25 protein-coding genes are annotated in these 24,632 nt (G+C 66.7%); 13 read left to right on the forward strand and 12 right to left on the reverse strand.

All coding sequences use genetic code 11. The features are described from left to right. Positions 1-181 precede the first annotated feature (181 nt). From FG95_RS07055 to FG95_RS07080, 6 genes are all read right to left on the reverse strand, one after another. Positions 182-2,716, reverse strand: coding sequence for a TonB-dependent receptor (locus FG95_RS07055; RefSeq protein ID WP_037554921.1), 2,535 nt, complete (start codon positions 2,714-2,716; stop codon positions 182-184). A gap of 270 nt (positions 2,717-2,986) precedes the next feature. Continuing rightward, entirely contained in the window at positions 2,987-4,258 is a 1,272-nt protein-coding gene (clpX, locus tag FG95_RS07060) for an ATP-dependent Clp protease ATP-binding subunit ClpX (protein ID WP_037554922.1), read from the reverse strand. A 261-nt stretch (positions 4,259-4,519) separates the two neighbouring features. Continuing rightward, entirely contained in the window at positions 4,520-5,170 is a 651-nt protein-coding gene (gene clpP / locus FG95_RS07065; protein WP_037554923.1) for an ATP-dependent Clp endopeptidase proteolytic subunit ClpP, read from the reverse strand. A gap of 372 nt (positions 5,171-5,542) precedes the next feature. Next, entirely contained in the window at positions 5,543-5,881 is a 339-nt protein-coding gene (gene fdxA, locus FG95_RS07070; protein ID WP_037554924.1) for a ferredoxin FdxA, read from the reverse strand. Positions 5,882-6,054: 173 nt separating this feature from the next. After that, positions 6,055-6,354, reverse strand: a complete 300-nt coding sequence (locus tag FG95_RS07075) for an RNA-binding S4 domain-containing protein (protein ID WP_037554925.1) — start codon at positions 6,352-6,354, stop codon at positions 6,055-6,057. A gap of 7 nt (positions 6,355-6,361) precedes the next feature. Beyond that, positions 6,362-9,136, reverse strand: coding sequence for a helicase-related protein (locus FG95_RS07080; RefSeq protein WP_037554977.1), 2,775 nt, complete (start codon positions 9,134-9,136; stop codon positions 6,362-6,364). Here FG95_RS07080 and FG95_RS20855 point away from each other — a divergent pair. The 7 genes from FG95_RS20855 to FG95_RS07110 all read left to right on the forward strand — a co-directional run bounded on the left by FG95_RS20855 (position 9,108) and on the right by FG95_RS07110 (position 15,936). Beyond that, positions 9,108-9,293: a hypothetical protein gene (locus FG95_RS20855; protein ID WP_162473309.1), complete on the forward strand. Its 186-nt coding sequence runs from the start codon at positions 9,108-9,110 to the stop codon at positions 9,291-9,293. The two genes, FG95_RS07080 and FG95_RS20855, sit on opposite strands and share 29 nt — an antisense overlap. Before the next feature lie 117 nt (positions 9,294-9,410). Further along, complete coding sequence (locus FG95_RS07085) at positions 9,411-10,952, forward strand: M23 family metallopeptidase (protein ID WP_052182179.1); 1,542 nt, start codon at positions 9,411-9,413, stop codon at positions 10,950-10,952. Between the two features lie 83 nt (positions 10,953-11,035). After that, positions 11,036-12,034 carry a porphobilinogen synthase gene (hemB, locus tag FG95_RS07090; protein ID WP_037554927.1) on the forward strand — a complete coding sequence of 333 codons (999 nt, stop codon included), beginning with the start codon at positions 11,036-11,038 and terminating at the stop codon, positions 12,032-12,034. Next, a complete protein-coding gene (locus tag FG95_RS07095; protein ID WP_037554928.1) occupies positions 12,031-12,585 on the forward strand; it encodes a GNAT family N-acetyltransferase in 555 nt (184 codons plus the stop codon). Before hemB ends, FG95_RS07095 begins: the two co-directional genes overlap by 4 nt. Continuing rightward, on the forward strand, positions 12,582-13,136 hold the full coding sequence (locus FG95_RS07100) for a GNAT family N-acetyltransferase (protein ID WP_037554929.1): 555 nt from the start codon (positions 12,582-12,584) through the stop codon (positions 13,134-13,136). The genes FG95_RS07095 and FG95_RS07100 overlap by 4 nt, the downstream gene beginning before the upstream one ends. Next, entirely contained in the window at positions 13,133-15,385 is a 2,253-nt protein-coding gene (locus FG95_RS07105; RefSeq protein ID WP_037554930.1) for a fused MFS/spermidine synthase, read from the forward strand. The genes FG95_RS07100 and FG95_RS07105 overlap by 4 nt, the downstream gene beginning before the upstream one ends. Next, entirely contained in the window at positions 15,382-15,936 is a 555-nt protein-coding gene (locus tag FG95_RS07110) for a gamma carbonic anhydrase family protein (RefSeq protein ID WP_037554931.1), read from the forward strand. Before FG95_RS07105 ends, FG95_RS07110 begins: the two co-directional genes overlap by 4 nt. A 149-nt stretch (positions 15,937-16,085) precedes the next feature. Here FG95_RS07110 and FG95_RS07115 read toward each other — a convergent pair whose 3' ends face one another. The 3 genes from FG95_RS07115 to thiS form a co-directional block, all read right to left on the reverse strand. Continuing rightward, positions 16,086-16,658, reverse strand: a complete 573-nt coding sequence (locus FG95_RS07115; RefSeq protein WP_037554932.1) for a urate hydroxylase PuuD — start codon at positions 16,656-16,658, stop codon at positions 16,086-16,088. 96 nt (positions 16,659-16,754) lie between these two features. Then, positions 16,755-17,528, reverse strand: coding sequence for a bifunctional sulfur carrier protein/thiazole synthase protein (locus tag FG95_RS07120; RefSeq protein ID WP_037554933.1), 774 nt, complete (start codon positions 17,526-17,528; stop codon positions 16,755-16,757). 1 nt (position 17,529) lies between these two features. Then, positions 17,530-17,730, reverse strand: a complete 201-nt coding sequence (gene thiS / locus FG95_RS07125) for a sulfur carrier protein ThiS (RefSeq protein ID WP_037554934.1) — start codon at positions 17,728-17,730, stop codon at positions 17,530-17,532. A gap of 79 nt (positions 17,731-17,809) precedes the next feature. Between thiS and FG95_RS07130 the strand changes: the two genes are divergently transcribed. The 4 genes from FG95_RS07130 to FG95_RS07145 all read left to right on the forward strand — a co-directional run bounded on the left by FG95_RS07130 (position 17,810) and on the right by FG95_RS07145 (position 21,681). Next, on the forward strand, positions 17,810-18,250 hold the full coding sequence (locus FG95_RS07130; protein ID WP_037554935.1) for a type II 3-dehydroquinate dehydratase: 441 nt from the start codon (positions 17,810-17,812) through the stop codon (positions 18,248-18,250). A 71-nt stretch (positions 18,251-18,321) separates the two neighbouring features. Next, a complete protein-coding gene (gene accB / locus FG95_RS07135) occupies positions 18,322-18,807 on the forward strand; it encodes an acetyl-CoA carboxylase biotin carboxyl carrier protein (protein ID WP_037554936.1) in 486 nt (161 codons plus the stop codon). Positions 18,808-18,815: 8 nt separating this feature from the next. Next, a complete protein-coding gene (accC, locus tag FG95_RS07140; protein WP_037554937.1) occupies positions 18,816-20,177 on the forward strand; it encodes an acetyl-CoA carboxylase biotin carboxylase subunit in 1,362 nt (453 codons plus the stop codon). 145 nt (positions 20,178-20,322) lie between these two features. Then, the gene (locus FG95_RS07145) at positions 20,323-21,681 is read left to right on the forward strand and encodes a L,D-transpeptidase family protein (protein ID WP_200880166.1); all 1,359 of its coding nucleotides are present in this window, start codon (positions 20,323-20,325) and stop codon (positions 21,679-21,681) included. A gap of 199 nt (positions 21,682-21,880) precedes the next feature. Here FG95_RS07145 and FG95_RS07150 read toward each other — a convergent pair whose 3' ends face one another. Further along, entirely contained in the window at positions 21,881-22,627 is a 747-nt protein-coding gene (locus FG95_RS07150) for a murein L,D-transpeptidase catalytic domain-containing protein (protein ID WP_052182175.1), read from the reverse strand. Between the two features lie 170 nt (positions 22,628-22,797). Here FG95_RS07150 and arsC point away from each other — a divergent pair, with 170 nt between their 5' ends. Further along, positions 22,798-23,142 carry an arsenate reductase (glutaredoxin) gene (gene arsC / locus FG95_RS07155; protein ID WP_037554938.1) on the forward strand — a complete coding sequence of 115 codons (345 nt, stop codon included), beginning with the start codon at positions 22,798-22,800 and terminating at the stop codon, positions 23,140-23,142. Here arsC and recF read toward each other — a convergent pair. Together recF and FG95_RS20480 are read right to left on the reverse strand one after the other, a co-directional pair. Then, positions 23,139-24,248 carry a DNA replication/repair protein RecF gene (gene recF, locus FG95_RS07160; protein WP_037554939.1) on the reverse strand — a complete coding sequence of 370 codons (1,110 nt, stop codon included), beginning with the start codon at positions 24,246-24,248 and terminating at the stop codon, positions 23,139-23,141. The genes arsC and recF overlap by 4 nt on opposite strands. Before the next feature lie 12 nt (positions 24,249-24,260). Then, positions 24,261-24,491, reverse strand: a complete 231-nt coding sequence (locus tag FG95_RS20480; RefSeq protein ID WP_152567597.1) for a hypothetical protein — start codon at positions 24,489-24,491, stop codon at positions 24,261-24,263. On the opposite strand from FG95_RS20480, the gene FG95_RS21220 reads away from it, so the two are divergent. Next, positions 24,490-24,618, forward strand: a complete 129-nt coding sequence (locus FG95_RS21220; protein ID WP_268746858.1) for a hypothetical protein — start codon at positions 24,490-24,492, stop codon at positions 24,616-24,618. The genes FG95_RS20480 and FG95_RS21220 overlap by 2 nt on opposite strands. The last annotated feature ends 14 nt before the right edge of the window (positions 24,619-24,632 follow it).

Here is a 24,632-nt window from a genome sequence, read left to right on the forward strand (position 1 = left end):
CGACGTCGCGCCATTAGCCCGTCCGTCAGCGTTTCGCGCTGCCACCTCCCCATGGCTTCGCCACAGGGAGGATCAAGGGTCGCAGCCGGTCGAAAGCGGCCTCTCAACGACCGCCGTCTGCCCAAAAGAAAGGGGCGCGGGAGTTACCTCCCGCGCCCGATTTCCCGTTCTTTGGGATCGCTTAGAAAGCGACCGAAAGCGTGCCGCTGACCGTGCGCGGCGCGCCGATCTGGGCGAACGGCGGCGACGAGGTGCCCTGAGCCAGCGAGCTCGTATAGCTGCCGACATAGAGTTCGTCGAACAGGTTGTAGACGTTCAGCTGGAAGAAGGTCTTGTCGTTCAGGCCGAGGAATTCGAGGCTCAGGCGAGCATCGAGGTTGACCAGCCAATAAGCATTGGTCTTCGCCGGATAGACTTCGACGCCGCTGGCCACCACCGGAACGTTGGTGTCGTAGATAAAGCGACCACCGGTGCGCTTTGCGGTGACGCCCAGCTCGACCGGACCCAGCGTCCCGCGCGCCGATGCGCCGAAGGTATATTCGGGGGCACCGGCTTCGCGCTTGCCCTTGGTCGGCGTGAAGATGGGATCGCCCACCGCCGAGCAGCCCGGGACGTCGTCGGCAATGTCATCGGCGTCGCACGTACCCGACTGGACATCGTCCTTGATTTCCGACTTCATCCACGAGCCGAAGGCGTAGAGGGCGAGTTCGGGAACCGGCTGGAAGGCGATGCTGCCGTCGACGCCATATTTGTCGACGCGGCCGAGGTTGCGATAGACGTTGCGCTCGGTAACCGGGTCATAGGCCGAGGCGAGGCGGTCGTTATACTTGGTGAACCAGCCCGACAGCTGCGCCTGGATCTTGCCGCTGCGATAGCGGACGCCGAGGTCGAAGTTGTCCGAGGTTTCCGCCTTCGGCCGTGCCGACGGCGTGTCGGCATCGAAATAGAAGGCATTATACAGCGCGTCGGTGCCCGGAACCTGCAGCCCCTTCGAATAATTGGCGAAGACCGACATCTGGTTGCTCGGCTTGAAAAGCAGGCCGACGTTCGGGAGGATGTCGTCATATTTCAGGACGCGCTGCTGCGGCCCCTGACGTACCGATCCGTCCGAGTTGGTCGGGTTGGCAGCCGCATAGGCGGCGTTGCGCGGGTCGTCCTTGCCGAAGCAGTCGACGAAGCCCGAATCGCTGGTCGTGAAGCAATAATTGTTCAGGTCGCGCTTGAAGAAGGGCGCGCGCACACCAAGCGTCGTGACGAGGGTCCCGTCGAGGAATTCGCCGCGATATTCGCCCGACACCTGATTAAGCATCGCGTAGGACAGGCGATCGCGCTTCTGCAGCACCGCGCCGCTGACGTCGGTCTGCGGATCGTTGACCGGGAAGACGTCGAACGGTTCGCCGTTGAACTGGAGCAGCCCGACCTGGCCGGTCTGGCGGTGACGCGCGCGGTCATAGGTGTAACCGATGCGGACGGTGTGGCCCTCGGTGATGTCCCAGCGCAGGTTGGCGATCACGCCATAGCGGTGCGTCTGCGTCTGGCTCGGTGCCAGCATCGCGACTTCGTCGAGCAGGTCGCCGTCGCCGTTGAGGTCCATGCCGAAATAGGGACGTCCGCCCATATAACCGGTCAGGCCATTGTTGAAGCGTTCGCGGGCGTTGACAGTACCGCCACCGTTAGCCTTCACATATTGGTAGCTGGGGTCGACGGTCAGCGTGATGCCTTCGCTCAGCGTGAACTTCGACGCGCCGCGGATGTTGCCCGTGTTCGAGGGGTTGTAGCGGCGATCGAATTCGGTGCCGCACGACGAAGCCGCATCGGCTTCACCCGGCGTGACCGTCGCGGTCGTGTTGCACGGATAGTTGATGTCATATTCGCGGTCGTCGCTCGACTGCGGGAAACCCGAAGGAACGTCACGGTCGTTGCGCAGCGACACCGAACCGAAGAAGTTGTTGCGGTTTTCGTTATAGTGACCCGCGACCGAGACGAAGTCGCCATCGGCGCCGATCGGCTGATAGATGCGGCCGTTGAACTGCTTCTTGCGGACGCGGCCATAATTGTTGAACGGATTGTCGTTCGACGCGGTCGAGGCCGAAAGGAAAGCGCGCGTGCCCCACGGCGTGAAGGTGCCGGTGTTCACGAGGCCGAAGATGCGGAAGAATTTAAACTCGCCCGCCGAGCCCGACAGGTTGACGCCGAATTCTTCGGTCGGAACCATCGTGCGGTAATTGACGGTCGAACCCGTGGCGGCGGCGGTCGGGCTGTCGACGTCGGTCGAGCCGAGGTTGACGTTGACCTGTTCGATCAGCTCGGGGTCGAGCTGCTGGTTCGAGTAAATAGCATAGTTGCCCGAATCGTTGAGCGGCACGCCGTCGAAGGTCAGGCTGATGCGGTCGGCCGAAAAGCCGCGGATGGTCAGCTGACCGCCCGACGAACCATAGGCGTCATTGTTGGTGAAGACGACGCCCGGCACGAGATTGATCGTGTCGAGGATCGTCTGGCCGGGGTTCTGGCGGGCGATGACTTCCTGGCCCAGAACCGACTTTGCCTTCGACGTATCGGGCGACTGGATGCCGGCGACGTCGGTGACGCGCGAACCCGAGACGACGATTTCGTCCTCGAAGTCGACCGAGCCGGTCGACTGGGCGAAGGCCGGCGTGGAAAGCAGCGCGACCGGAAGCAGCGCAACGCTGGCGGTGAGCGTTTGACGGAATTTCATTTCAGGATTTCCCCTTTGGTGGTGCGTTCGGCAGGCACGCAATCGGGGCGCGCCAAGACCTGCGAGCGCCCCTGAAGCCCGCATGTGGCACGATTGTGACAGCAATTGTGACAGTGCAAGCCGCGTGCGGCGGGCTACGCGAAGGGGGATCGAAAAAGCCCGAATTTCCGTGGCGCGCGCGAAATTATCCACAGGCGCGGCTGCGTTTTTCCGGGCTACTGTTGCTGCAATGCAACATAAAGTCGCGCGCCGAAAGGCGCGCGACTCGGATCAGGCGGCGTCGCCGGCCGCTTCCTTCGTTTTGTCGGCATAGACGCGCACGGGATCCTTGCGGCCTTCGACGACATCCTTGTCGACGACGATCTCGACCACATCGGTGAGGTCGGGCAGGTCGAACATGGTGTCGAGCAGGATCGCCTCGACGATCGAGCGCAGCCCGCGCGCGCCGGTCTTGCGTTCGATCGCCTTTTTGGCGACCGCGACGAGCGCGTCGTCGGTGAAAGTCAGCGCGACTTCCTCGAGATCGAACAGCTTCTTATATTGTTTGACCAGCGCATTCTTGGGCTCGCCCAATATCTTGACCAGCGCGTCGACGTCGAGATCTTCGAGCGTCGCGATAACGGGCAGGCGGCCGACGAATTCGGGGATCAGGCCGAACTTCAGCAGATCCTCGGGCTCGATCTGCTTCAGCACTTCGCCGCTGCGGCGCTCGTCGGGGCCGGCGACATGCGCGCCGAAACCGATCGACTTGCCCTGCAGGCGGTCGCCGATGATCTTTTCGAGCCCGCTGAACGCGCCGCCCGCGATGAACAATATGTTCGTCGTGTCGACCTGCAGGAATTCCTGCTGCGGATGCTTGCGGCCGCCCTGCGGCGGAACGCTCGCGGTCGTGCCTTCCATCAGCTTGAGGAGCGCCTGCTGCACGCCCTCGCCCGACACGTCGCGCGTGATCGACGGATTTTCGGCCTTGCGGCTGATCTTGTCGATCTCGTCGATATAGACGATGCCGCGCTGCGCCTTTTCGACATTATAGTCGCTGGCCTGCAGCAGCTTGAGGATGATATTCTCGACATCCTCACCGACATAGCCCGCCTCGGTCAGCGTCGTCGCATCGGCCATGGTGAAGGGCACGTCGAGGAAGCGCGCGAGCGTCTGCGCGAGCAGGGTTTTGCCGCTGCCGGTCGGGCCGACGAGCAGGATGTTCGACTTCGCCAGTTCGACATCGTCGCCGCGGCCGCTGTTCGCGAGGCGCTTGTAGTGATTGTGCACCGCGACCGACAGCACGCGCTTGGCGGTGTTCTGGCCGATGACATAGGCGTCGAGATGCTGGCAGATTTCGAGCGGCGTGGGCACCGCGCCGTCCTTGCGCGCGGCGACGCCGCCCTTGATCTCTTCGCGGATGATGTCGTTGCACAGCTCGACGCATTCGTCGCAGATGAACACGGTCGGCCCGGCAATCAGCTTGCGGACTTCGTGCTGCGACTTGCCGCAGAAGGAGCAATAGAGGGTGCTCTTGCTGTCCGAGCCACTCAATTTCGTCATAAATCTTCCTATGGCGGGCCCGAAAGGGGCGCGGCCGTCCTTATCCTAGCCCCCGGTCACCCAAATACAATATGGCAATTGGGTGACATGGGTTCAATGTTCCGCCTAGCGCCAAGGCGCCAAGCGGATGTCAACAAATGCGGTTACCAGGGCCTTTCGTCGGCACAGGCGGCACCGGCCCGCTCCCCCTCCCAGCCTCCCATAGGATACCATGTCGGGAGGCTGGGAGGGGGAGCGGGCCGGTGCCGTAACACTACCGAATCAGGGCGTCGGACCCTCGCTCACTTCCTTCGGCGCGTCGTCGCCGGGCAGGCCCGGGCGGCGGTCGTAGACATGATCGACGATGCCGAATTCCTTCGCTTCGTCGGCCTCGAGGAAGGTGTCGCGGTCCATCGCCTTTTCGATCTCTTTCAGCGGCTTGCCGGTATATTTGACGTACAGGTCGTTCATCCGCTTCTTGATGCGCAGGATTTCCTTGGCCTGAATCTCGATGTCCGACGCCATGCCGCGCGCGCCGCCCGACGGCTGGTGGACCATCACGCGCGCGTTGGTCAGCGCGACGCGCATCCCGGGCTCGCCCGCCGCGAGCAGGAAGCTGCCCATCGACGCGGCCTGGCCGATGCAGACGGTGCCGACGCGCGGGCGGATATATTGCATCGTGTCGTGGATCGCCATGCCCGCCGTGACGACGCCGCCCGGCGAGTTGATGTACATATAAATGTCCTTCTTCGGATTTTCCGATTCGAGGAAGAGCAGCTGGGCGACGATCAGCGAGGCCATATTGTCCTCGACCTCGCCGGTGACGAAGACGATCCGTTCGCGCAGCAGACGCGAGAAAATGTCGAAGCTGCGTTCGCCGCGGCTCGTCTGCTCGACGACGACGGGAACAAGGGCGGCGAGCGGGTCGATCATGGAATAGAGTCCTTATATTTTCCGGATTGCCGCGCCGAGGACCGGCGGGCTCCCCCTTCGGTGACCTACATCGGCGGCAAGGCGGAGTGTTTCAAGAGGGCAAATCATGGGGGACGGTTGGCGATGGTCGCGTGGGTGGGTGGCGGTGGATCGATCCTCCTTGTGGCGAAGCCGTGGGGAGGTGGCAGCGGCGCAGCCGCTGACGGAGGGGCTGTGGCGCGACGTCGCTGGCCCCTCCACCATTCGCTTCGCGAACGGTCCCCCTCCCCATGGCTTCGCCACAGGGAGGATTAGGGTCCTGACCCTAAGGATCACTCTCGCCAAAAAATAAGGGGCGGGAAAGTCCCGCCCCATTGTCTCGTATCGAAGCGATCAGTCGCCTTCGCCCGGTTCGGGCGAGAAAAATTTGTCGAACTTGTCCTCGACGCCCTTATACTCGTCGGCGTCGGCGGGGGTTTCCTTCTTGACCGTGATGTTCGGCCATTCGGCGCTGAACTTGCTGTTGACCTCGAGCCATTTTTCGAGGCCGCTCTCGGTGTCGGGCAGGATCGCCTCGGCGGGGCATTCGGGTTCGCACACGCCGCAGTCGATGCACTCGTTCGGGTTGATGACGAGCATATTCTCGCCCTCATAGAAACAGTCGACGGGGCACACCTCGACGCAGTCCATATATTTGCACCGGACGCAGGCATCGGTGACGACATAGGTCATGGGTATTCGCTCCCTTGGTCGGCGGCACCCTTGCCGTCCGGACAATGAATGCCCCTGCCTCTAAGCCGCGCGAATGTTACGCGTCAACGCAAAGCGACAGTTGCGAATCACTCTCACTCGATAGGGAAAATCATGCGGTTCCGGGCGACAGCTTTTCCTCACCCGCCGATAGTTCAGCTGGAGGGGGCGGGGTCCGGCGAGTCGAGCCGGACATAGCAGGACTGCGCCTCGGGCGCCGGGCCGCGACGCAAGGGCAGGGTCAGAAGGCGGATCACCTCGATGCGCTCGCCGACCGGCAGCACCAGTGTCGCCCCGGCGTGGACCGCAGAGGATGATCGCGTGACGCGCCGCCCGTCGAGCCGGATATGCCCCGTTTCGACCATCGCCTGCGCGATGCTGCGCGAGCGCGCGAAACGCAGGAACCACAGCAGCTTGTCGAGCCGGATGCTTCCTGCCGCGCCGGGACTCGCCATCCGCGCGTCAGTCCTTGCGTGCGTCGGCGAGCAGCGCGGCAAGGCCCGCGAACGGGCTGTTCGGCGACGGACCGCGGCGCGGCGATCGGTCGGGGCGATCCGGGCGCGGCGGCCGGCCGGTGTCGGGGCGGGGCTTGCCCGGCTTGCCGCGCTTGCCCTTTGCCTGATCGGCGGGGGGGCGGCGCGCGGCGCCATTGGCGGCGGCGCGCGGTGCGCTGTCGCTTCCCTTGCGGTCCTTCTTGCGGCGCGGGCGCTTGTCGGCGGCCTTGCGCAGCCCCGACCAGCGCCAGCGCTGCAGCGCCGGGTCGCCGACGCCGCGGAAGCCGAAGCTGCCGAGCAGCGCGCGGCGCGTTTCCTCGTCGAGCCCGAGCGAGGTCGCGAGCGCGGGGTCGATCACGAAGCCCGGCGGCGCGGCGCTGTGGACTTCCTCTTCGCCATGATCGTCGTGATGATGCTCGGCGCCGCCCGCGACCGGCGAAGTCGGCGGGGCGGCCGCCTGCATGCGCGCGGCGTGGGCCTGCCGTGCCAGCTTTTCGGCCATGTCGATGCGCAGCCAGCCAGATGCGCAGCGGCGGAAACCCGCGATGGCGAGGCCCGCCTGACTGCCCGTCTTTTGCAGCACCGCGCCGTGCGGGGGCAGCGCGGGCACGGGGGCCCCTTGCTGCGCGGCAGTCAGCGCGGCGCGCCAGCGCACCGCCTCGGGCTTGAGCAGGAGCGGATGGAAGATGTCGAGCGAGCCGATGGTGAAGCCGAGCTTGCGCAGCTGCGGTCGCTCGTCCGCCGTCAGCGCGTTCAGCTGCTCTTCGACCGCCGCGCGGCCGATTGTGCCGCTGTTGTCGGTGAGCGCGGCGAGCAGCGCGCGGACGCGCGGCGGGGTGAACAGGTCCCCCGCGGCCTCGCCCATCGCGGCGAGCGGGCCGGCGTGGCGCGCGAGCTGCGCCGCGACGAAGCGTTGGAGCCGCTCGGCGATCGCCTGCACCTGGCTCGGCTCGAGGCGGCGGAGCGAGGGGTCGATCTGGATCGCGGGCTGAACGAGCGTCGGGCCGCGCGTCAATGTCGCGACGACATGGCCGTGCCAGGCGAGGCGCGGCGCGGTGCCGGGCTCGGCGACCAGCGACAGCGCGGCGTCGTCGCCCTCGGCGAGCGCGGTCGCGCGGCGCGCCAGCTCGGCGCGCAGATGCTTTTCGGCCGCCGCGAGCAGCAACCGGTGGTCGCTCGCCTTGGCGACCGGGTCGACCTTGAACTGAAACCCTTTGAGCGTGCCGATCGCCTCGCCGTCGACCGCGACGGTCCCGTCGGCGCCGACCGCGACCGGCAGCGCGGTACCGCGCTGTCCCGCGTCGCGCAGCAGCAGCGCGAGCCGCCGGTCGACGAAGCGCTGCGCGAGCGCATCGTGGAGCGCGTCGGACAATCGCGATTCGAGCGCCTGCGCCTGCTCGGTCCAGCCCGCGGCGCCGGCGATCCAGTCGCCGCGCTGCGCGATGAAACAGAGCGTGCGGACGGCAGCGATACGGCTCGCGAGCTGGTCGATGTCGCCCTCGACATCGTCCAGCCGGGCGAGGCGCCGCGCGAACCAGTCGGGATCGATCATCCCGTCGCCGCTCGTGCGCCATTGCCACAGCTTGAACACGGTGCGGCTGTGGTGCTCGGCGCCCAATTGCTCGAAATCGGGCAGGCCGCACACGTCCCACAGTCGTTCGACGGCATCGAAATCGCCACCGCGCGCGCGCACCTCCATGTCGCCCGCCAGATGCCTCAGCACCGCGATGTCGACCGCCTCGGGCGCGGCGCGCAGCATCGGCTGGCTGGGCGGCTGCGCCAGATCGGCCAGAAGCTGGTCGAGCGAGCCGAAGCGCGGCGTCGGATTGCGCCAGAACAGGCTGGCGAGCGGCGGGAAATGATGGCCCTCGATCGCGTGAATTTCCTCGGGCGTGAAGCCGCCTTGCGGCAAGCCGACGGTGCCGAAGCTGCCGTCCTGCTGGTGGCGCCCGGCGCGCCCGGCGATCTGCGCCATCTCCGAAATCGTCAGGCGGCGCAGGCGCCGTCCGTCGAATTTCTGCAGGCTCGCAAAGGCGACATGCTGGACGTCGAGGTTCAGCCCCATGCCGATCGCGTCGGTGGCGACCAGATAATCGACCTCGCCCGCCTCGAACATCGCGACCTGGGCGTTGCGCGTCTTGGGGCTGAGTGCGCCCATCACCACCGCGGCGCCGCCGGAGAAACGGCGTAGCATTTCGGCGATCGCGTAAACCTCCTCGGCCGAGAAGGCGACGACCGCCGAGCGTTTGGGCAGGCGCGACAGCTTCGACGATCCGGCATAGCTCAGCGTCGAGAAACGCGGACGCGTGATGATCTCGGCTTCGGGCACCAGTCCCTTGACCAGCCCCTTGATGCTCGCCGAGCCGAGGATCATCGTTTCCTCGCGCCCGCGCGCGCGCAGCATCCGGTCGGTGAAGACATGGCCGCGTTCGGGATCGGCGCCGAGCTGCGCCTCGTCGATGCCGACGAAGGCGACGTCGCGCGTCACCGGCAGTGCTTCCATCGTGCCGAGCAGATAGCGCGCGTCGGGCGGCAGGATGCGCTCCTCGCCGGTGATCAGGCCGACCTGCGCCGCGCCCTTGATCGCCACGACGCGGTCGTAAACCTCGCGCGCGAGCAGACGCAGCGGAAAGCCGATCATGCCGCTCGAATGGGCGGTCAGGCGCTCGACCGCCAAATGGGTTTTGCCGGTGTTGGTGGGGCCAAGGACAGCCTTGACCGGCTGGGAAGAGGAAGAGGTCATTTTCTTGGAAGCCAAGCTGGCATGGGCGCGGGTCGCGCGCAACAGCCGATCGTCGAATAGCGGGGCGGCGGCCGATTTTTCCCGCAGCGCCCGCAAAATATCCCGGCCCCGCCACGCCTCGCCGCAATGCACCGGCGCAAATCCGCCATTAAATTGACTTTAACGGTCTTTCTTTACAGACAAGCCCTCGAAAACATCATTCGGCGGCCGGCTATGGGGAGGTCCGCCGAGCGGGGGTTGCACTTTGTTTCAGCGTCACGAACCCATCGCGGGGATGTCCGGCAACGCGGCGGCGCTCACGATGTCGCAAGCGATCCCGCTGCGGCGGGCCGATTCCGGCGCGCAGCCGCAGCTCGGCTGGCGCGACCGGCTGGCGCAACTCGACCTTGTCCCCGACCTTGGCAGCAACATCGGATCGGCCGAATGGTGGCGCGGGCTCGCGACGTTAACCCTGCTTTGCGGCACCGCGATCGCGACCTTCCCGGGCGTCCAGCCGCTCGCGGTCGGCGCGCCCGCGCTCGACGCCGCCGATTTCAACGAAGCGCGCGGCCAGATGATCGTGCCGCTGGCCTTCGGCGGCGACACCGGCCGCCACATGGCGGCGACCGACGCCGTCCGCCCGCTCACTCAGACCCCCGAACGGCCGCAGATCGAACTCACCGCCACCCTGGGGCGCGGCGACAGCTTCGCGCGCCTGCTCGAACGCTCGGGCGTCGGGAGCAGCGAGGCGCAGGCGCTGGCAAACCGCGTGTCGGGCGCGGTTCCGCTGGCCGACATCGCGCCGGGCACGCGCATCGACCTGATCCTCGGCCGCCGCGCCGCGCGTACCATGCCGCGCCCGGTCGAAGCGCTCGCGATGCGCGCGCGTTTCGACCTGCGCATCGAAATGGAGCGCGTCGGCGGCCAGCTCGTGATGCGGCGTATCCCGATCGCGGTCGATGCGACGCCGCTGCGTATCCGCGGCAAAGTCGGCGACAGCCTCTACCGCTCGGCGCGCGCCGCGGGTGCGCCGCCGGAGGCGATCCAGTCCTATCTGCGCGTCATCGGCCGCCAGATTTCGGTCAGCCGCGATATTCGCAGCAGCGACGAGTTCGACATCATCGTCGACTATCGCCGCGCCGAAACGGGCGAAAGCGAGACGGGCAAGCTGCTCTACGCCGGGCTCATTCGCGGCGGGAAACCCAAACTTTCGATGCTCGAATGGAATGCCGACGGCCGCTCCCAATGGTTCGAGGCGTCGGGCGTCGGCGAACAGCGCGGCGGCATGACGCGGCCGACGCGCGGCCGCGTCACTTCGAATTTCGGGATGCGGCGCCACCCGATCCTCGGTTACAAGCGCATGCACAGCGGCATGGATTTCGGCGGCGGCTATGGCGCGCCGATCTATGCGGTGACCGACGGCGTCGTGACGATCGCCGGGCGCCACGGCGGTTTCGGCAATTATGTGAAGCTCAATCACGGCAAGGGGCTCGGCACCGGTTACGGGCATATGAGCCGGATCGCGGTACGGTCGGGCCAGCGCGTCAAGCGCGGGCAGGTGATCGGCTATATCGGCTCGACCGGCCTGTCGACCGGCCCGCATCTCCATTACGAGCTGTATCGCAACGGCCGCGCGGTCAACCCGTCGTCGGTGACCTTCGTCACCCGCGCGCTGCTCGAGGGCAAGGCGCTCGCCGCCTTCCGTGCGCGCATCCGCGAACTGACCTCGGTCGCCCCGGGCGCCGCACTCACCCCGATCGCGCCGAAGCAGGTCGAGGGACCGCAGCTCGGCAGCCTCGCCGATGTGGCGTCGAAGCGGGCGGGCGACGGGATATAAGCCCCTCCCTCCCGCAAGCGGGAGGGGAGGTTTGCGCTCCATTATCCATTTGCCCCACGCCCGCGCGCCGCTATGCACGCCGCATGACCCACGCCGCTTTCCCCGACCTGCGCCTCCGCCGCACCCGCCGCACCGGCTGGAGCCGCGCGATGGTGCGCGAAACGCATCTTTCGCCCGCGAACCTCATCTGGCCGCTCTTCGTCTGCGACGGATCGGACCGCGAGGAACCGGTCGCGAGCCTGCCCGGCGTGTCGCGCTGGTCGGTCGACCTGCTCGTCGAGCGCGCGAAGGAGGCGGTCGCGGCGGGCATCCCGTGCCTCGCGCTCTTCCCCTATACGCAGGCCGAGCGGCGCAGCGCGGATGGCGGCGAGGCGCTCAATCCCGATAACCTCATGTGCCGCGCCACCGCCGCGATCAAGCAGGCGCTCGGCGACGAGATCGGGGTCCTCACCGACGTCGCGCTCGATCCCTATACCAGCCACGGGCAGGACGGGCTGATCGACGGCGCGGGCTATGTCCTCAACGACGAAACGGTCGAGGTGCTCGTCGGGCAGGCGCTCAATCAGGCGCGCGCGGGCGCCGACATCATCGCGCCCAGCGACATGATGGACGGCCGTATCGGCAGGGTCCGGCAGGCGCTCGAGGCCGAAGGCTTCGGCCATGTCCAGATCATGAGCTATGCCGCCAAATATGCCTCGGCCTTTTATGGCCCGTTCCGCGACGCGGTCGGCTCGCGCGGGCTCTTGAAGGGCGACAAGAAGACGTACCAGATGGACCCCGCGAACAGCGAGGAAGCGCTGCGCGAGGTCGCGCAGGACCTGGCCGAGGGCGCCGACAGCGTGATGGTCAAGCCCGGGCTGCCCTATCTCGACATCATACGCGCGGTGAAGGACAATTTCGCGGTGCCCGTCTACGCCTATCAGGTGTCGGGCGAATATGCGATGATCGAGGCGTCGGCGGCTGCCGGCGCGGGCGACCGCGATGCGCTCGTCCTCGAAACCCTGCTCGCCTTCCGCCGTGCCGGCGCCTCGGGCGTACTCAGCTATCACGCGCTCCATGCCGCGAGACTGCTTGGTGCATGATCGAGACCGAACGGCTGGTGCTGCGTCCTCCGAGCGCGGAGGACTTGCCGTGGATACGCGCCGAGATGAATAGCGAAGCGGTGATGCGCCACCTCGGCGGAATGCGGAGCGATGCGGAGGTCGCCGACGGCCTTGCTGCCGATATCGCAGCTTTCGCAGAAGCGGCCGGGCATCGGCGATGGACAATATGGCGGCGCGACGACGACCGCCGCATAGGTCGCTGCGGCCTGTTTCATGTGCATAGCGAAGCCGCGCCCGAAGCTCTGCGCGGCGCGAGCGAGATCGGCTGGACGCTCGCCGAACGGGCGTGGGGGCAGGGTTATGCGACCGAGGCGGCGCGCGCGGCGCTGGGCTATGGCTTCGCGGCTTCTCATTGTGCGGCCATTTTTGGGCAAACCAGTGATTCGAATATCGGATCGACCCGCATGATGCTGCGGCTGGGCTTCGAGCGCCTCCCCGCGCTCGATTATTTCGATCCCGATTATCCGGTCGAGGACAATCCGACCACCGTGTGGCGCATCGCGCGCGAAGCGTGGGATGGGCGTGCATGACCGGGATCGCGATCGACACCGGCCGGCTGCGGATGCGCAGTTGGCGCGACGAAGACATCGTGCCTTTCCAGCGGATATGCAGCGATCCCGAGGTCATGGCGACGCTCGGCCCGCCGCTCGATATCGATGCCACCGCGGCGCGGATCGCATGGATGCGCGAGCATGAAGCCGCGCATGGTCATTGCTTCTGGGCGCTCGAGCGCCGCGAAGATGCGCGGCTGATCGGCTGGTGCGGCGTGATCCGCGGCGACACGGGTCCGGTGGCGGACAAGGTCGAGATCGGCTGGCGGCTCGCGCGCGATTGCTGGGGCGCGGGTTTCGCGAGCGAGGCGGCCCGCGGTGCGGCGGCGTGGAGCTTCGCCAATCTGCCCGACGATGAAATCCGGGCGATTACATGGCGGGGCAATGTCCGCAGCCGCGCGGTGATGGAACGGCTCGGCATGCACTATCGCGCCGACCTCGACTTCGATCATCCCAAACTGGCCGAAGGCGACCGCTTGCGGCCGCACGTCACCTATTCGTTGCCGCGCTCGACATGGAAAACCGCATGACATCTTCGCTGTCGCCGCGCCGCTGGCTGTTCGTGCTGACGATCCTCGTCGGCAGCTTTCTCCTCTTCCTCGTCCAGCCGATGGTCGCGCGGATGGTGCTGCCCAAGCTCGGCGGCGCGCCCGCGGTGTGGAACAGCGCGATGCTCGTCTATCAGGCACTGCTGCTCGGCGGCTACGCCTATGCGCACTGGCTCGGCCGCTTTACCGTGCGGCGGCAGGCGATCATCCATCTTGCGCTTTTTCTCGTCGCCGCGCTCTGGCTCCCGATCGGTATCGCGCAGCTCGCATCGCCCGGCCCGGGGCAGGAGGCGCTGTGGGTGCCCTTGCTCCTGCTTGCGTCGATCGGCCCCGTTTTCTTCGTCGTGTCGGCGCAGGCGCCGTTGATGCAACGCTGGTTCGCCGCCGATCCCCGCGCCGGCGACCCCTATTATCTCTACGCCGCGTCGAACCTCGGCAGCTTTGCGGGCCTGATCAGCTATCCGGCGCTCGTCGAACCCGCGATGCCGCTCGCCGCGCAAAGCTGGGGCTGGACCGCGGGCTATGTGCTGCTCGTCCTGCTCGTCGCGGGCGCGGCGGCGGCGCGCCGGCACGCTGGGATTGAGGCGCACGCCGCCGTCACCGACGAACCGCGCCCGACGCTGCGGCGGCAGGTCCACTGGCTGCTGATCGCCGCGGTCCCGTCGGGGCTGATGCTGTCGACGACGACGCATCTCACCACCGACATCGTCGCGATGCCCTTGCTATGGGTGCTGCCGCTCGGCCTCTATCTTCTGAGCTTCGTCATCGCCTTTTCGACGTTCACGCGTCTGACGCAGATCATCACTTTGCTCGCGCCGGTGGTGCTGCTCGCGGTCGGCGGGCTCGGGCTGCTGAGCTCAGGCGGCGGGTCGATGATGGTCGCGCTCGCCAGCCTCGCGATGCTCTTCACCGTCGCGGTCGCGCTCCACGGCTATCTCTATCACCTCCGCCCGGGCGCGCGGCACCTGACGCTTTTCTATCTGATCATGTCGGCGGGCGGCGTCATCGGCGGGCTGTTCGCCGCGCTGTTCGCGCCGCTGATCTTCGACTGGGTGTACGAGCATCCGCTGCTGATTCTCGCTGCGGCGATGCTGATCCCGCTCCCTGCGCTTCTCCCGTGGGACAAATGGCTGGGACTCGAGGACAAGGCCGCGCGGGCGCTGGTGGTGCTGCTCGTCGCGATCGCCGCCTTTGCCGCGTGGCACATGGTCGAAGACTGGACCGGGCGGCTCGACCAGGCCGTGACCGTGTGGGGCGTCGCGATCTTCGTCATCGGCATGCTCGTGATCGGCTGGCGCTGGGCCTTCGTGTCGGCGCTCGCGCTGCTGATGATCGGTGTGGGCGGCTGGGACACGATCCAGGAAAGCTTCACCGACGCGCGCGTGCGCAGCTATTTCGGCGTCTATACGGTCACCGACTATCCCGAAACGAACCAGCGCCGCCTCGCGCACGGCACGACGCTCCACGGGCTCCAGCGCACCGACGCCGAACACCGGCGCGACCCGACGACCTATTATGGGCCGCAGTCGGGGGTCGGGCTGACATTGGGCAGGGCCGAGGCGCTCGCGGGTCCGAACGCGTCGGTCGGCATCGTCGGGCTCGGCGCAGGGACGCTCGCTTGTTATCGGAAGCCGGGGCAGGACTGGACGATTTTCGAGATCGATCCGGTGATGGTCGACATCGCGCGCGATCCCGCCAAATTCACTTTCCTTTCCGACTGCGCGCCCGACACGCCGATCGTCATCGGCGATGCGCGGCTCCGGATCGCCGAGCAACCCTCGGGCCACTTCGACATCATCGTCATCGACGCCTTTTCGTCGGACGCGATCCCGCTCCATCTGCTGACGAAGGAAGCGATCGGCATCTATGCGCGCGCGCTGAAACCCGGCGGCATCCTGCTCATCCATATCTCGAACCGCTTCTTCGGGCTCGAACCCGTGCTCGCGGCGGAGGCGAAGGCGCGCGGCTGGACCGCGGCGATCCGCATGGATCCCGGCCCGGCGGGCGACGAATATGGCGATCTGACGGGGTCGAACTGGGTCGCGCTGACCGCGACGCCGGACCGGATGCGGCAATTGACCGGCGGCATCCGGCCGCGCAAGGATAGCTACGACGATGGGGCGTGGGTTCCGCTCGAGGCGCGCCCCGGTTTCACCCGCTGGACCGACGATTATGCCTCGACGCTGCCGGTCCTCATCTGGAAGAATATCATCGGAGGCCGCGACGAATGACATATCAGGACGTCAGCATCATCAGCGTCAATGGCAAGACGCCGCGGATCGACCCCAGCGCCTTCATCGCGCCCGGCTGCCGGATCATCGGCGACGTGACGATCGGGCCCGACGTCAGCATCTGGTATAATTGCGTGCTGCGCGCCGACGTCAGCCATATCGTCGTCGGTGCGCGATCGAACATCCAGGACGGCAGCGTCGTCCATTGCGACGGCCCGATGCCGCATCACCCCGAAGGCTTTCCGACGATCATCGGCGAAGATGTGCTGATCGGCCATCTCGCGATGGTGCACGGCTGCACGCTGGCGGATCGGGCCTTCGTCGGCCTGAAAGCGACGGTGATGAACGGCTGCCGCATCGGCAGCGACGCGATGCTCGCCGCGGGCGCGCTGCTGACCGAGAATAAGGAAATTCCCGACCGCGAACTCTGGGCCGGATCGCCCGCGCGGCGCGTGCGCGAAATCGGCGATGCGCAGGCGGCGGGCATGCAGCTCGGCGTCGCGCATTATGTGATGAACGGCCGCATGCACAAGGCGGCGGTGGAGGGATGAGCAAATCCTCCCTGTGCCCGAAGGGCATGGGGAGGGGGACCGCCGCCGCAGGCGGTGGTGGAGGGGCGGCAACGCTGCGCTATCGCCCCTCCGTCAGCGGCTACGCCGCCGCCACCTCCCCATGGCTTCGCCACAGGGAGGATGTTGGCTTAGCTGAAATTCACCATCGCATAGAGCATCGGGATCGACAGCAAGGTGTTGGTCCGCGAAAAGATCATCGCGGTCCGCGCGGCCTTGGCCTTGGCCGCGTCGTCGGCCTCGACGATCCCCAGCGCCTTTTTCTGGTTCGGCCAGATCAGGAACCAGACGTTGAACGCCATGATCAGCCCCAGCCACATGCCGACGCCGATCAGCCGGTAAGGTTCCTGCAGTCCCAGCGCGGGCGCCAGATATTTGGCGTGCCCCGCGATGCCGATCCCCAGCAAGACGGTCAGCAGTGCCGCCCAGCGGAACCAGAAGAGCGCGGCGGGCGCGATATGCTTGCCGACGGCGGGTTTCAGCTCGGCCGGAATCTTGGGCATCGTCGGCATCTGGACGAAGTTGAAATAGTAAAGCAGCCCGATCCACAGCACGCCGAAGAAGGTGTGCAGCCAGCGCATGATCGCGTTGCCCGCGGCGACGCCGTCCTCGAAATTCTGGCCGTTGAGGCACAGCATCAGGATAATTGCGAGCACCAGGCCCGTGCCGAGCACGGCGTGCAGATTTCCGAAAAACTTGTCCATGGCAGTTCCCCCATTTTATATCGGCGCCGTGCGACCCGGTGCCTGTGCCGATATGCCAGCGACGGGGGAAGCGCTCAAGCTTGTTGGAAGCGGGGCCTAGATCAACCCCGCGAGCGGGCTCGACGGATCGGCATATTTGCGAAGTCCCATGCGCCCCGCCAGATAGGCGTCGCGTCCCGCCTCGACCGCGCGCTTCATCGCGCGCGCCATAAGAATCGGGTCCTTCGCCTCGGCGATCGCGGTGTTCATCAGCACCCCGTCGCAACCGAGCTCCATCGCGACCGCGGCGTCGCTCGCGGTGCCGACGCCGGCATCGACGAGCACGGGCACCGAGGCGCCCTCGACGATCAGGCGGATCGTCACGCGGTTCTGGATGCCGAGCCCCGACCCGATCGGTGCGCCCAAGGGCATGATCGCGACCGCGCCCGCATCCTCAAGCTGCTTCGCGGCGATCGGATCGTCGACGCAGTAAACCATGGGCAGGAAGCCCTCCTTCGCGAGCACCTCGGTCGCCTCGAGCGTTTCGCGCATATTGGGATAGAGCGTCTTCGCCTCGCCGAGCACCTCGAGCTTCACCAGATCCCAGCCTCCCGCCTCGCGCGCGAGGCGCAAGGTGCGGATCGCTTCGTCGGCGTTGAAACAGCCCGCGGTGTTGGGGAGGTAAGTGACCTTCTTGGGATCAATATAGTCGGTGAGCATCGGCGCCGTCGGATCGGACACATTGACGCGGCGCACCGCGACGGTGACGATCTCCGCCCCCGACGCTTCGAGGGCGGCGGCGTTCTGTTCGAAATCCTTGTATTTGCCGGTGCCGACGATCAGCCGCGACGTAAATGTCCGGCCGGCGACGCTCCACTGATCCGCTGACAACTCAACCGCCTCCTACGAAATGAACGATTTCGAGCGCATCGCCCTCGGCGAGCGCGACGTCGGCGAGCGTCGAGCGCGGGACGATGTCGCGGTTGCGCTCGACCGCGACCTTCTTGACGTCGAGGCCGAGCGACGCGACGAGGTCGGCGATGCTGCCTTCGCGCACCTGCCGGGGTTCGCCGTTGAGAATGACCGAAATCACGTCAATTCGCCTCGCTTTGCCTTTTGCCGAGCAGCCCATATAGGGGGAGCCCGCAACGCCGCAACCGAAAGGCCGTGCCTTGGCTGAACTTCCGACCGTCTTTGTCCTCTCCGGCCCCAATCTCAACCTGCTCGGCACGCGCGAGCCCGAAATCTATGGCCATGACACGCTCAACGACATTCACGCGCGGCTGGAGGCGCAGGCGGAGGGGCTAGGGATCAGGCTCGAATGCCGCCAGACGAACCATGAGGGCGTGCTGATCGACTGGCTGCACGAAGCCTATATCGCTGGCGCCAAGGCGGTGCTGCTCAACGCGGGGGGCTATACGCATACCTCGATCGCGATCCACGACGCGATCAAGTCGATCAAGGTGCCGGTGATCGAGGTCCATCTGTCGGACCCGATGCAGCGCGAGACGTTTCGCCACATCAGCTATGTCGGCATGGCGGCGGCCCAGCATTTTGCAGGGCATGGCGCGAACAGCTATACGCTGGCGCTGGACGCCGCCGCGCGTCTCTGACAATAGGGCGCATCAAAAATCGGGGTCCGGGCGTTTGCAACGACAGCGCCGCAACAGCAGGAAAAATTCTCATGGGTGACCATAAAGACAATGGCATCAACATCGATCCGGCGTTCGTTCGCGCGCTCGCCGAGCTGCTCGACGACACGCAGCTGAGCGAAATCGAGGTCGAGGACGGCGACCGCAAGGTGCGCGTCGCGCGCACGCTGACCGCCGCCGCCGCACCCGTCGCCTTCGCGCCGGCGCCGGTGGCCGCGCCCGCCGCAGCCCCCGCCGCTCCGGCCGCCGCCCCTGCGGCGGCGGCCCCCGCCGCCGACAATTTCGCCGACGCGGTGAAGTCGCCGATGGTCGGCACCGTCTATCTCGCGCCCGAACCCGGCGCGCCCAATTTCGCGGCCGTCGGCTCGGCGGTGAAGCCCGGCGACCCGATCCTGATCATCGAAGCGATGAAGGTCATGAACCCGATCACCGCGACCGCGTCGGGCACGCTCAAGGCCGTGCATGTCGAGAACAGCCAGCCGGTCGAGTTCGACCAGCCGCTGTTCACCATCGGCTGATCCATCCTATGGCTATCGAGAAACTCCTGATCGCCAACCGCGGCGAGATCGCGCTGCGCATCCATCGTGCGTGCCACGAAATGGGCATCAAGACGGTCGCGGTCCATTCGACCGCCGACACCGACGCGATGCACGTCCGCCTCGCCGACGAGGCGGTGTGCATCGGCCCGCCCGCGGCAAAGGACAGCTATCTCAACATTCCCGCGATCATCGCGGCGGCCGAAATCACCGGCGCCGACGCGATCCACCCGGGTTACGGCTTCCTGTCGGAAAACGAGCGTTTCGCCGAGATCATCGAAGCGCATAATATGGTCTTCGTCGGGCCGAAGCCCGAGCATATCCGCACGATGGGCGACAAGGTCGAGGCGAAGCGTACCGCGGTGGCACTCGGCCTTCCGGTCGTTCCGGGCTCTCCCGGTGCCGTCACCTTCAGCGAGGAAACCAAAAAGCTCGCCAAGGAAATCGGCTATCCGGTGCTGATCAAGGCCGCCTCGGGCGGCGGCGGGCGCGGCATGAAGGTCGTCCCCGACGAGGACAGCCTCGAAAGCCTGATGGGACAGGCTTCCTCCGAAGCGGCGGCCGCCTTCGGCGACCCGACCGTTTACATGGAAAAATATCTCGGCAACCCGCGCCACATCGAATTTCAGGTGTTCGGCGACGGCAACGGCAACGCGATCCATTTGGGCGAGCGCGACTGCTCGCTCCAGCGGCGGCACCAGAAGGTGCTCGAAGAAGCGCCTTCGCCGATCATCTCGGCCGACGAACGCGCGCGCATGGGCAAGGTCTGCGCCGACGCGATGGCGGCGATGGGCTATCGCGGCGCCGGCACGATCGAATTCCTGTGGGAAAATGGCGAATTCTTCTTCATCGAGATGAACACCCGCATCCAGGTCGAACATCCGGTGACCGAGATGATCACCGGTTTCGACCTCGTTCGCGAACAGATCCGCATCGCGGGCGGCGCGGGGCTTTCGGTCAAACAGGAAGACCTCGAATTTCGCGGCCATTCGATCGAATGCCGCATCAATGCCGAGGATCCGCGCAGCTTCCTGCCCTCGCCGGGCAAGGTGACGAGCTATCACGCCGCGGGCGGCATGCACGTCCGCGTCGATAGCGGGCTCTACGCCGGCTATTCGATCCCGCCCTATTACGACAGCATGATCGGCAAGCTGATCGTCTATGGCCGCAGCCGCGAAAGCTGCATGATGCGGATGCGCCGCGCGCTCGAGGAAATGGTGATCGGCGGGGTCAAGACGAACATCCCGCTCCATCAGGCCTTGCTCGCCGACCCCGACGTCATCCACGGCGACTATACGATCAAGTGGCTCGAGGAATGGCTGGCGCGGCAGGATGAGGAGGCCGGGGCTTAGCTACATCCCGTCACCCCGGCGAAGGCCGGGGTCCCGCCGTCGAGATTCCGGCCTCCGCCGGAATGACAAAGGAAGTTTTGACCTGCGACGGAGCGTGCTCCGCGTCACTTCCGCTAGCTCTTGTTTTTGGCTATGGGCTTTGACCATGGCCAAAAACGCTCCCTTTTCCGCGCGTCCCGCTGCGCTCCTCCTCCTCCCGCTGACCCTGTTCGCGGTCCCTGCCTTCGCGCAAACCGAGGTGAAGGAGGATTCGGTGATCCTCCAGCCCGACAAGGTGAAGGATGACGCGCCCGTCGTCGCCGTGCAAATCGACATGCCGAGCTGGACCGAGGACAATGCGACCGCGCTGCTGAGCTTCATCGAAAAGGTCGGCGACGAGGGCCTGTTCGCCAAGGATTATTATCCCGACGGCCTCGCCGCCGCGATCCTCGCCGACGATCAGGCGGCGCTCGACAAGGCCGCGACCGACCGCTTCCTGTTGCTCGCGACGCACCTGCGCGACGGCCGGACGCCGAATGCCGCGCGCAAGCAATGGTTCATGACCGACAGCGACGGCGACAGCGAACCCCTGCTGTCGCTGCTCACGGCCGCGCTCGGCGCCGGAACGGTGCCCGAAACGCTCGCCAGCCTCGACCCCGTCCATCCCGATTTCGCGCTACTCAAGGCGTCGCTCAAGACGGCGAAAACGCCCGCCGAGGCCAATGCGATCCGCGTCAATATGGAACGCTGGCGCTGGATGCCGCGCAGCCTCGGCGAACGCTATGTCGTCAGCAACGTCCCCGAATATGTCACGCGCGTCGTCCACGGCGGCACGACCATCGCCACGCACAAGGCCGTCGTCGGCAAGAATTCGACCCCGACGCCGCAATTGAACCCGATGGCGACCGGCATCATCGTCAACCCCACTTGGACGCTGCCGCGCAGCATCATCAACGAGGGCATCGGCGCGACGATCGCGCGCAACCCCGCCTCGGCGCGCGCGCAGGGCTATACCTGGACGGGCAGCGGCAAGACGCTGTCGGTGGTGCAGCAGCCGGGGGCGAACAATGCGCTCGGCGTGATGAAGATGGAAATGCTCAACGAGCATGCGATCTACCTTCACGACACCCCCTCGAAGGGCGCGTTCAACGCCGCGGCGCGCGCGTTCAGCCACGGCTGCATCCGCACCGAGCGCGCGCTGCACTTCTCGGGCCTGATGGCGGTGATGTTCGCGGGGAGAAGCCCCGAGGAATTCGGCGAGGCGATCGCGAGCGGCAAGACGACGCGCTTCGGCTTCGACCAGCCCTTCCCCGTCTATGTCGCCTATTGGACGATGGTTCCCGACGGCAAGGGCGGCGTGAAAAAGCTCGCCGACATCTATGGCCGCGACGCGCCGGTGGTGGCGAGCTTCGCCAAGCCCGGCCGCCCGACCGCGACGATCATCGCGCCCGAGCCGCCGCCGGTCGTCCCGACGATCCCCACCGCCGCGCGCGTGACGACGCCCTCGACGAGTGGGATTTATTGAGCGGGGTCAGCTAGCGACCGGAAGCGGCCGTTATATCCTCCCTGCGGCGAAGCCGCGGGGAGCGGGACCGCGCCCGCAGGGCGTGGTGGAGGGGCCGCGACGGTAGCGCAATAGCCCCTTCGTCAGTGCTTCGCGCTGCCACCTCCCCATGGCTTCGCCACAGGGAGGAGCTTAGGGCAGTTCCCCACCCTTTCGCCGCTTAATCCGCGGTCGTCGGCAGCGTCCCGCTGAACGTACTCGCGCGCCGCAGATTTTCGGTTCCCGGCAGCGGGTCGGCGGGCGGCAGCTGGAACGGCGTCGGCGTCGGCGGATGCGCGCTCAGCCGGTCGGCGAAGAGCAGTCGGCCGGGCCCCAGCTTGTAGAGGATCATCGGCAGCAGTTCCTCGCCGAACACGAAGCAGCCCTCGCTGCGCCCGAGCTTGCCCTGCGTCGCGATCAGTGCCGGGTCGGCGTACCAGGCGCCGTGCACGACGATCGCGCGCTGGTCGGCGGTATAATTGTCGGGCTCCAGCCCCGCGAGGCGCATCGACGATCCGTTCGCGCCCCAATAATAGTCGCTGGTGCGATAGGCGCCGCGCGAAGTCGCAAGGCTGCCGACGCGGCTCGAAAAGCTCTTGAGCCAGCCGTCGTGCTGCGGATCCGATCCGCGCCCGTGCGTCACCGGGAACATGTCGATCTTGCCCGCGACCATGTCGACCAAAGCGAAACGCGGGCGCGACGAGGGCAGGCCGAAATCGACGACGCCGACGCGGTCGGTCTGCGGGATATTGCGCGCCTGCATCGCAAGCTGCTTCTTCGCGACGGCGAGATAGTCGACCGGCGGGGGCAATGGCGCCACCGGTTGCTGGACCCAGTTCGGAAGCTGCGCGCGCGTCGGAACGGCGGCCAGCGCCCCCGCTCCCGCGATCCCGGCGAGCAGCCTTCTGCGATCGATCAATTCATTCACTTGCAACCCAACCCCGCATTGGCCGCCTTTGGCGATCCCTCGACTTCGCATAAGTCGTGTGTCGGCCGCGAAAGGCAAGCTGGTGGTTCCCCTTCATGCGGGAAGATGTGCCATATATGCCATGAATAGCGCGTTTACGCCGCGGTAAGGCTGCGTTAGGACGCCATTCCATGAAAGCGACCATCTGGCACAACCCCGCATGCGGCACCTCGCGCAAGACGCTGGCGATTCTCGAAGAGACGCCGGGCGTCGAGCTCACCGTCGTCGAATATCTCAAAAATCCCTATAGCGCCGGCAAGCTGCGCCAGCTCTTCGCCGACGCTGGCCTCACCGCGCGCGACGCGCTGCGCCTGCGCGGCACCGACGCCGAAGAGCGCGGCCTGAAGGACGCGAGCGAGGACGAGATCATCGCCGCTATGGCGACCAACCCCGCCTATGTCGAGCGCCCGATCGTCGAAACCGACAAGGGCGTGCGCCTGTGCCGTCCGCAGGATGTGGTGCGCGAAATTCTCTAGCCCGCGGCGATCCGCCCGCCCGCGACGCGAAAGCGCGTAGCGGGGCCGGGCATGGCGTCGAACAGCGCCGCCTCGGTCCCGGTAAGCCACGCCTGGCCGCCTTGCCCGGCGAGTCGATCATAGAGCGCGGCGCGGCGCAGCGGGTCGAGATGCGCGGCGACCTCGTCGAGCAACAGGAGCGGACGCCTCTCTCTGGCGCGCGCGACGCAGTCGCTGTGCGCGAGGATCAGCGAGAGCAGCATCGCCTTTTGCTCGCCGGTCGAGCAGCGCGCCGCCGCGCGGCCCGTCGCGGCATGGACGGCGTCGAGGTCGTCGCGATGCGGCCCGGCGGTCGCGCGGCCCGCGGCGGCGTCGATCCGCCGGCGCGACGCGAACAACGCCTTCAACGTATCGGCCGCATACGGCGCGGCGCGCGCCTTGCCGTCGCTGTCGACGAGCGTCAGCAACGGGCGGGCGAAGGGCGCGTCGGGCTGGCCCGCGAGTTCGGCCGACAGCCCCGCGAGCATCGCCTGCCGCGCGGCGTCGATCGCGGCGCCATGCTCGGCGAGCTGTGCCTCGAGGCTGGCGAGCCATTGCTGGTCGGCACCGGCGGGGTCGGCGAGCAGCTTGCCGCGCGCGCGTAGCGCCGCTTCATAACGATTGCCGTGCTGCGCGTGGCGCGGGTCGAGCGCGAGCACGAGCCGGTCGAGGAAGCGGCGCCGATTCCCCGCGCTCTCGACGAACAGCCGGTCCATCGCGGGGGTCAGCCACAGCACCGCCAGCCATTCGCCGAGCGCCGTCGCCGCGGCGGGGGCGCCGTTGATGCGCACGATCCGCCGCCCCGGCTGCGCGGGCTCCATTCCCGTCCCCAGCGCGACGGGGGGCAGGTCGGCGCCCGCCTGAACCTCGGCAAAGACGGCAAAGCCGCCGCTCGCTCCGTCGCGCACCATGTCCGCCAACGGCGCGCGGCGCAGCCCGCGCCCCGGCGCGAGCAGCGAGACCGCCTCCAATATATTGGTCTTGCCCGCGCCATTGTCGCCGTAGAGCGCGACGAGTCCCGGCCCGGCCGCCATGTCCGCGGCGGCATGATTGCGAAAATCGGTCAGCGATAGGCGGGTCAGCGTCATTCTGAATCGCGCCTACCGCAGCGCATCGGGCGAAGCCAGCCCATCGCGCCCTGATCCGGCATAGAAATTTTTCCGACGAACGGGAATTTTCACCATCTTGGCGCATATTTCGCGCTGAAATAAAATTTCTGGAACCAAAAAACCGCGCTTAACCGCCAATGAATGAAATTGGCACGGTCCCTGCACCACCTCCGGCATCCACCGGATGGTCCGGATGGAAGGTTCAAGGAAGGAAAATATCATGGCCCATTTCAACGTCGAATCGTTCAAGAGCTACGCGATCGCTGGTGTTGCCTCGCTCTACTGCTCGCTGATGTTCCTCGCCGCTGTCGGCCCGAACGCTGCGCATTTCGGCGGGCTGGTCGCCTGACCAGCCGCCCCACT

This window comes from Sphingopyxis sp. LC363, assembly GCF_000756385.1.
In the GTDB taxonomy this organism is placed as follows: domain Bacteria; phylum Pseudomonadota; class Alphaproteobacteria; order Sphingomonadales; family Sphingomonadaceae; genus Sphingopyxis.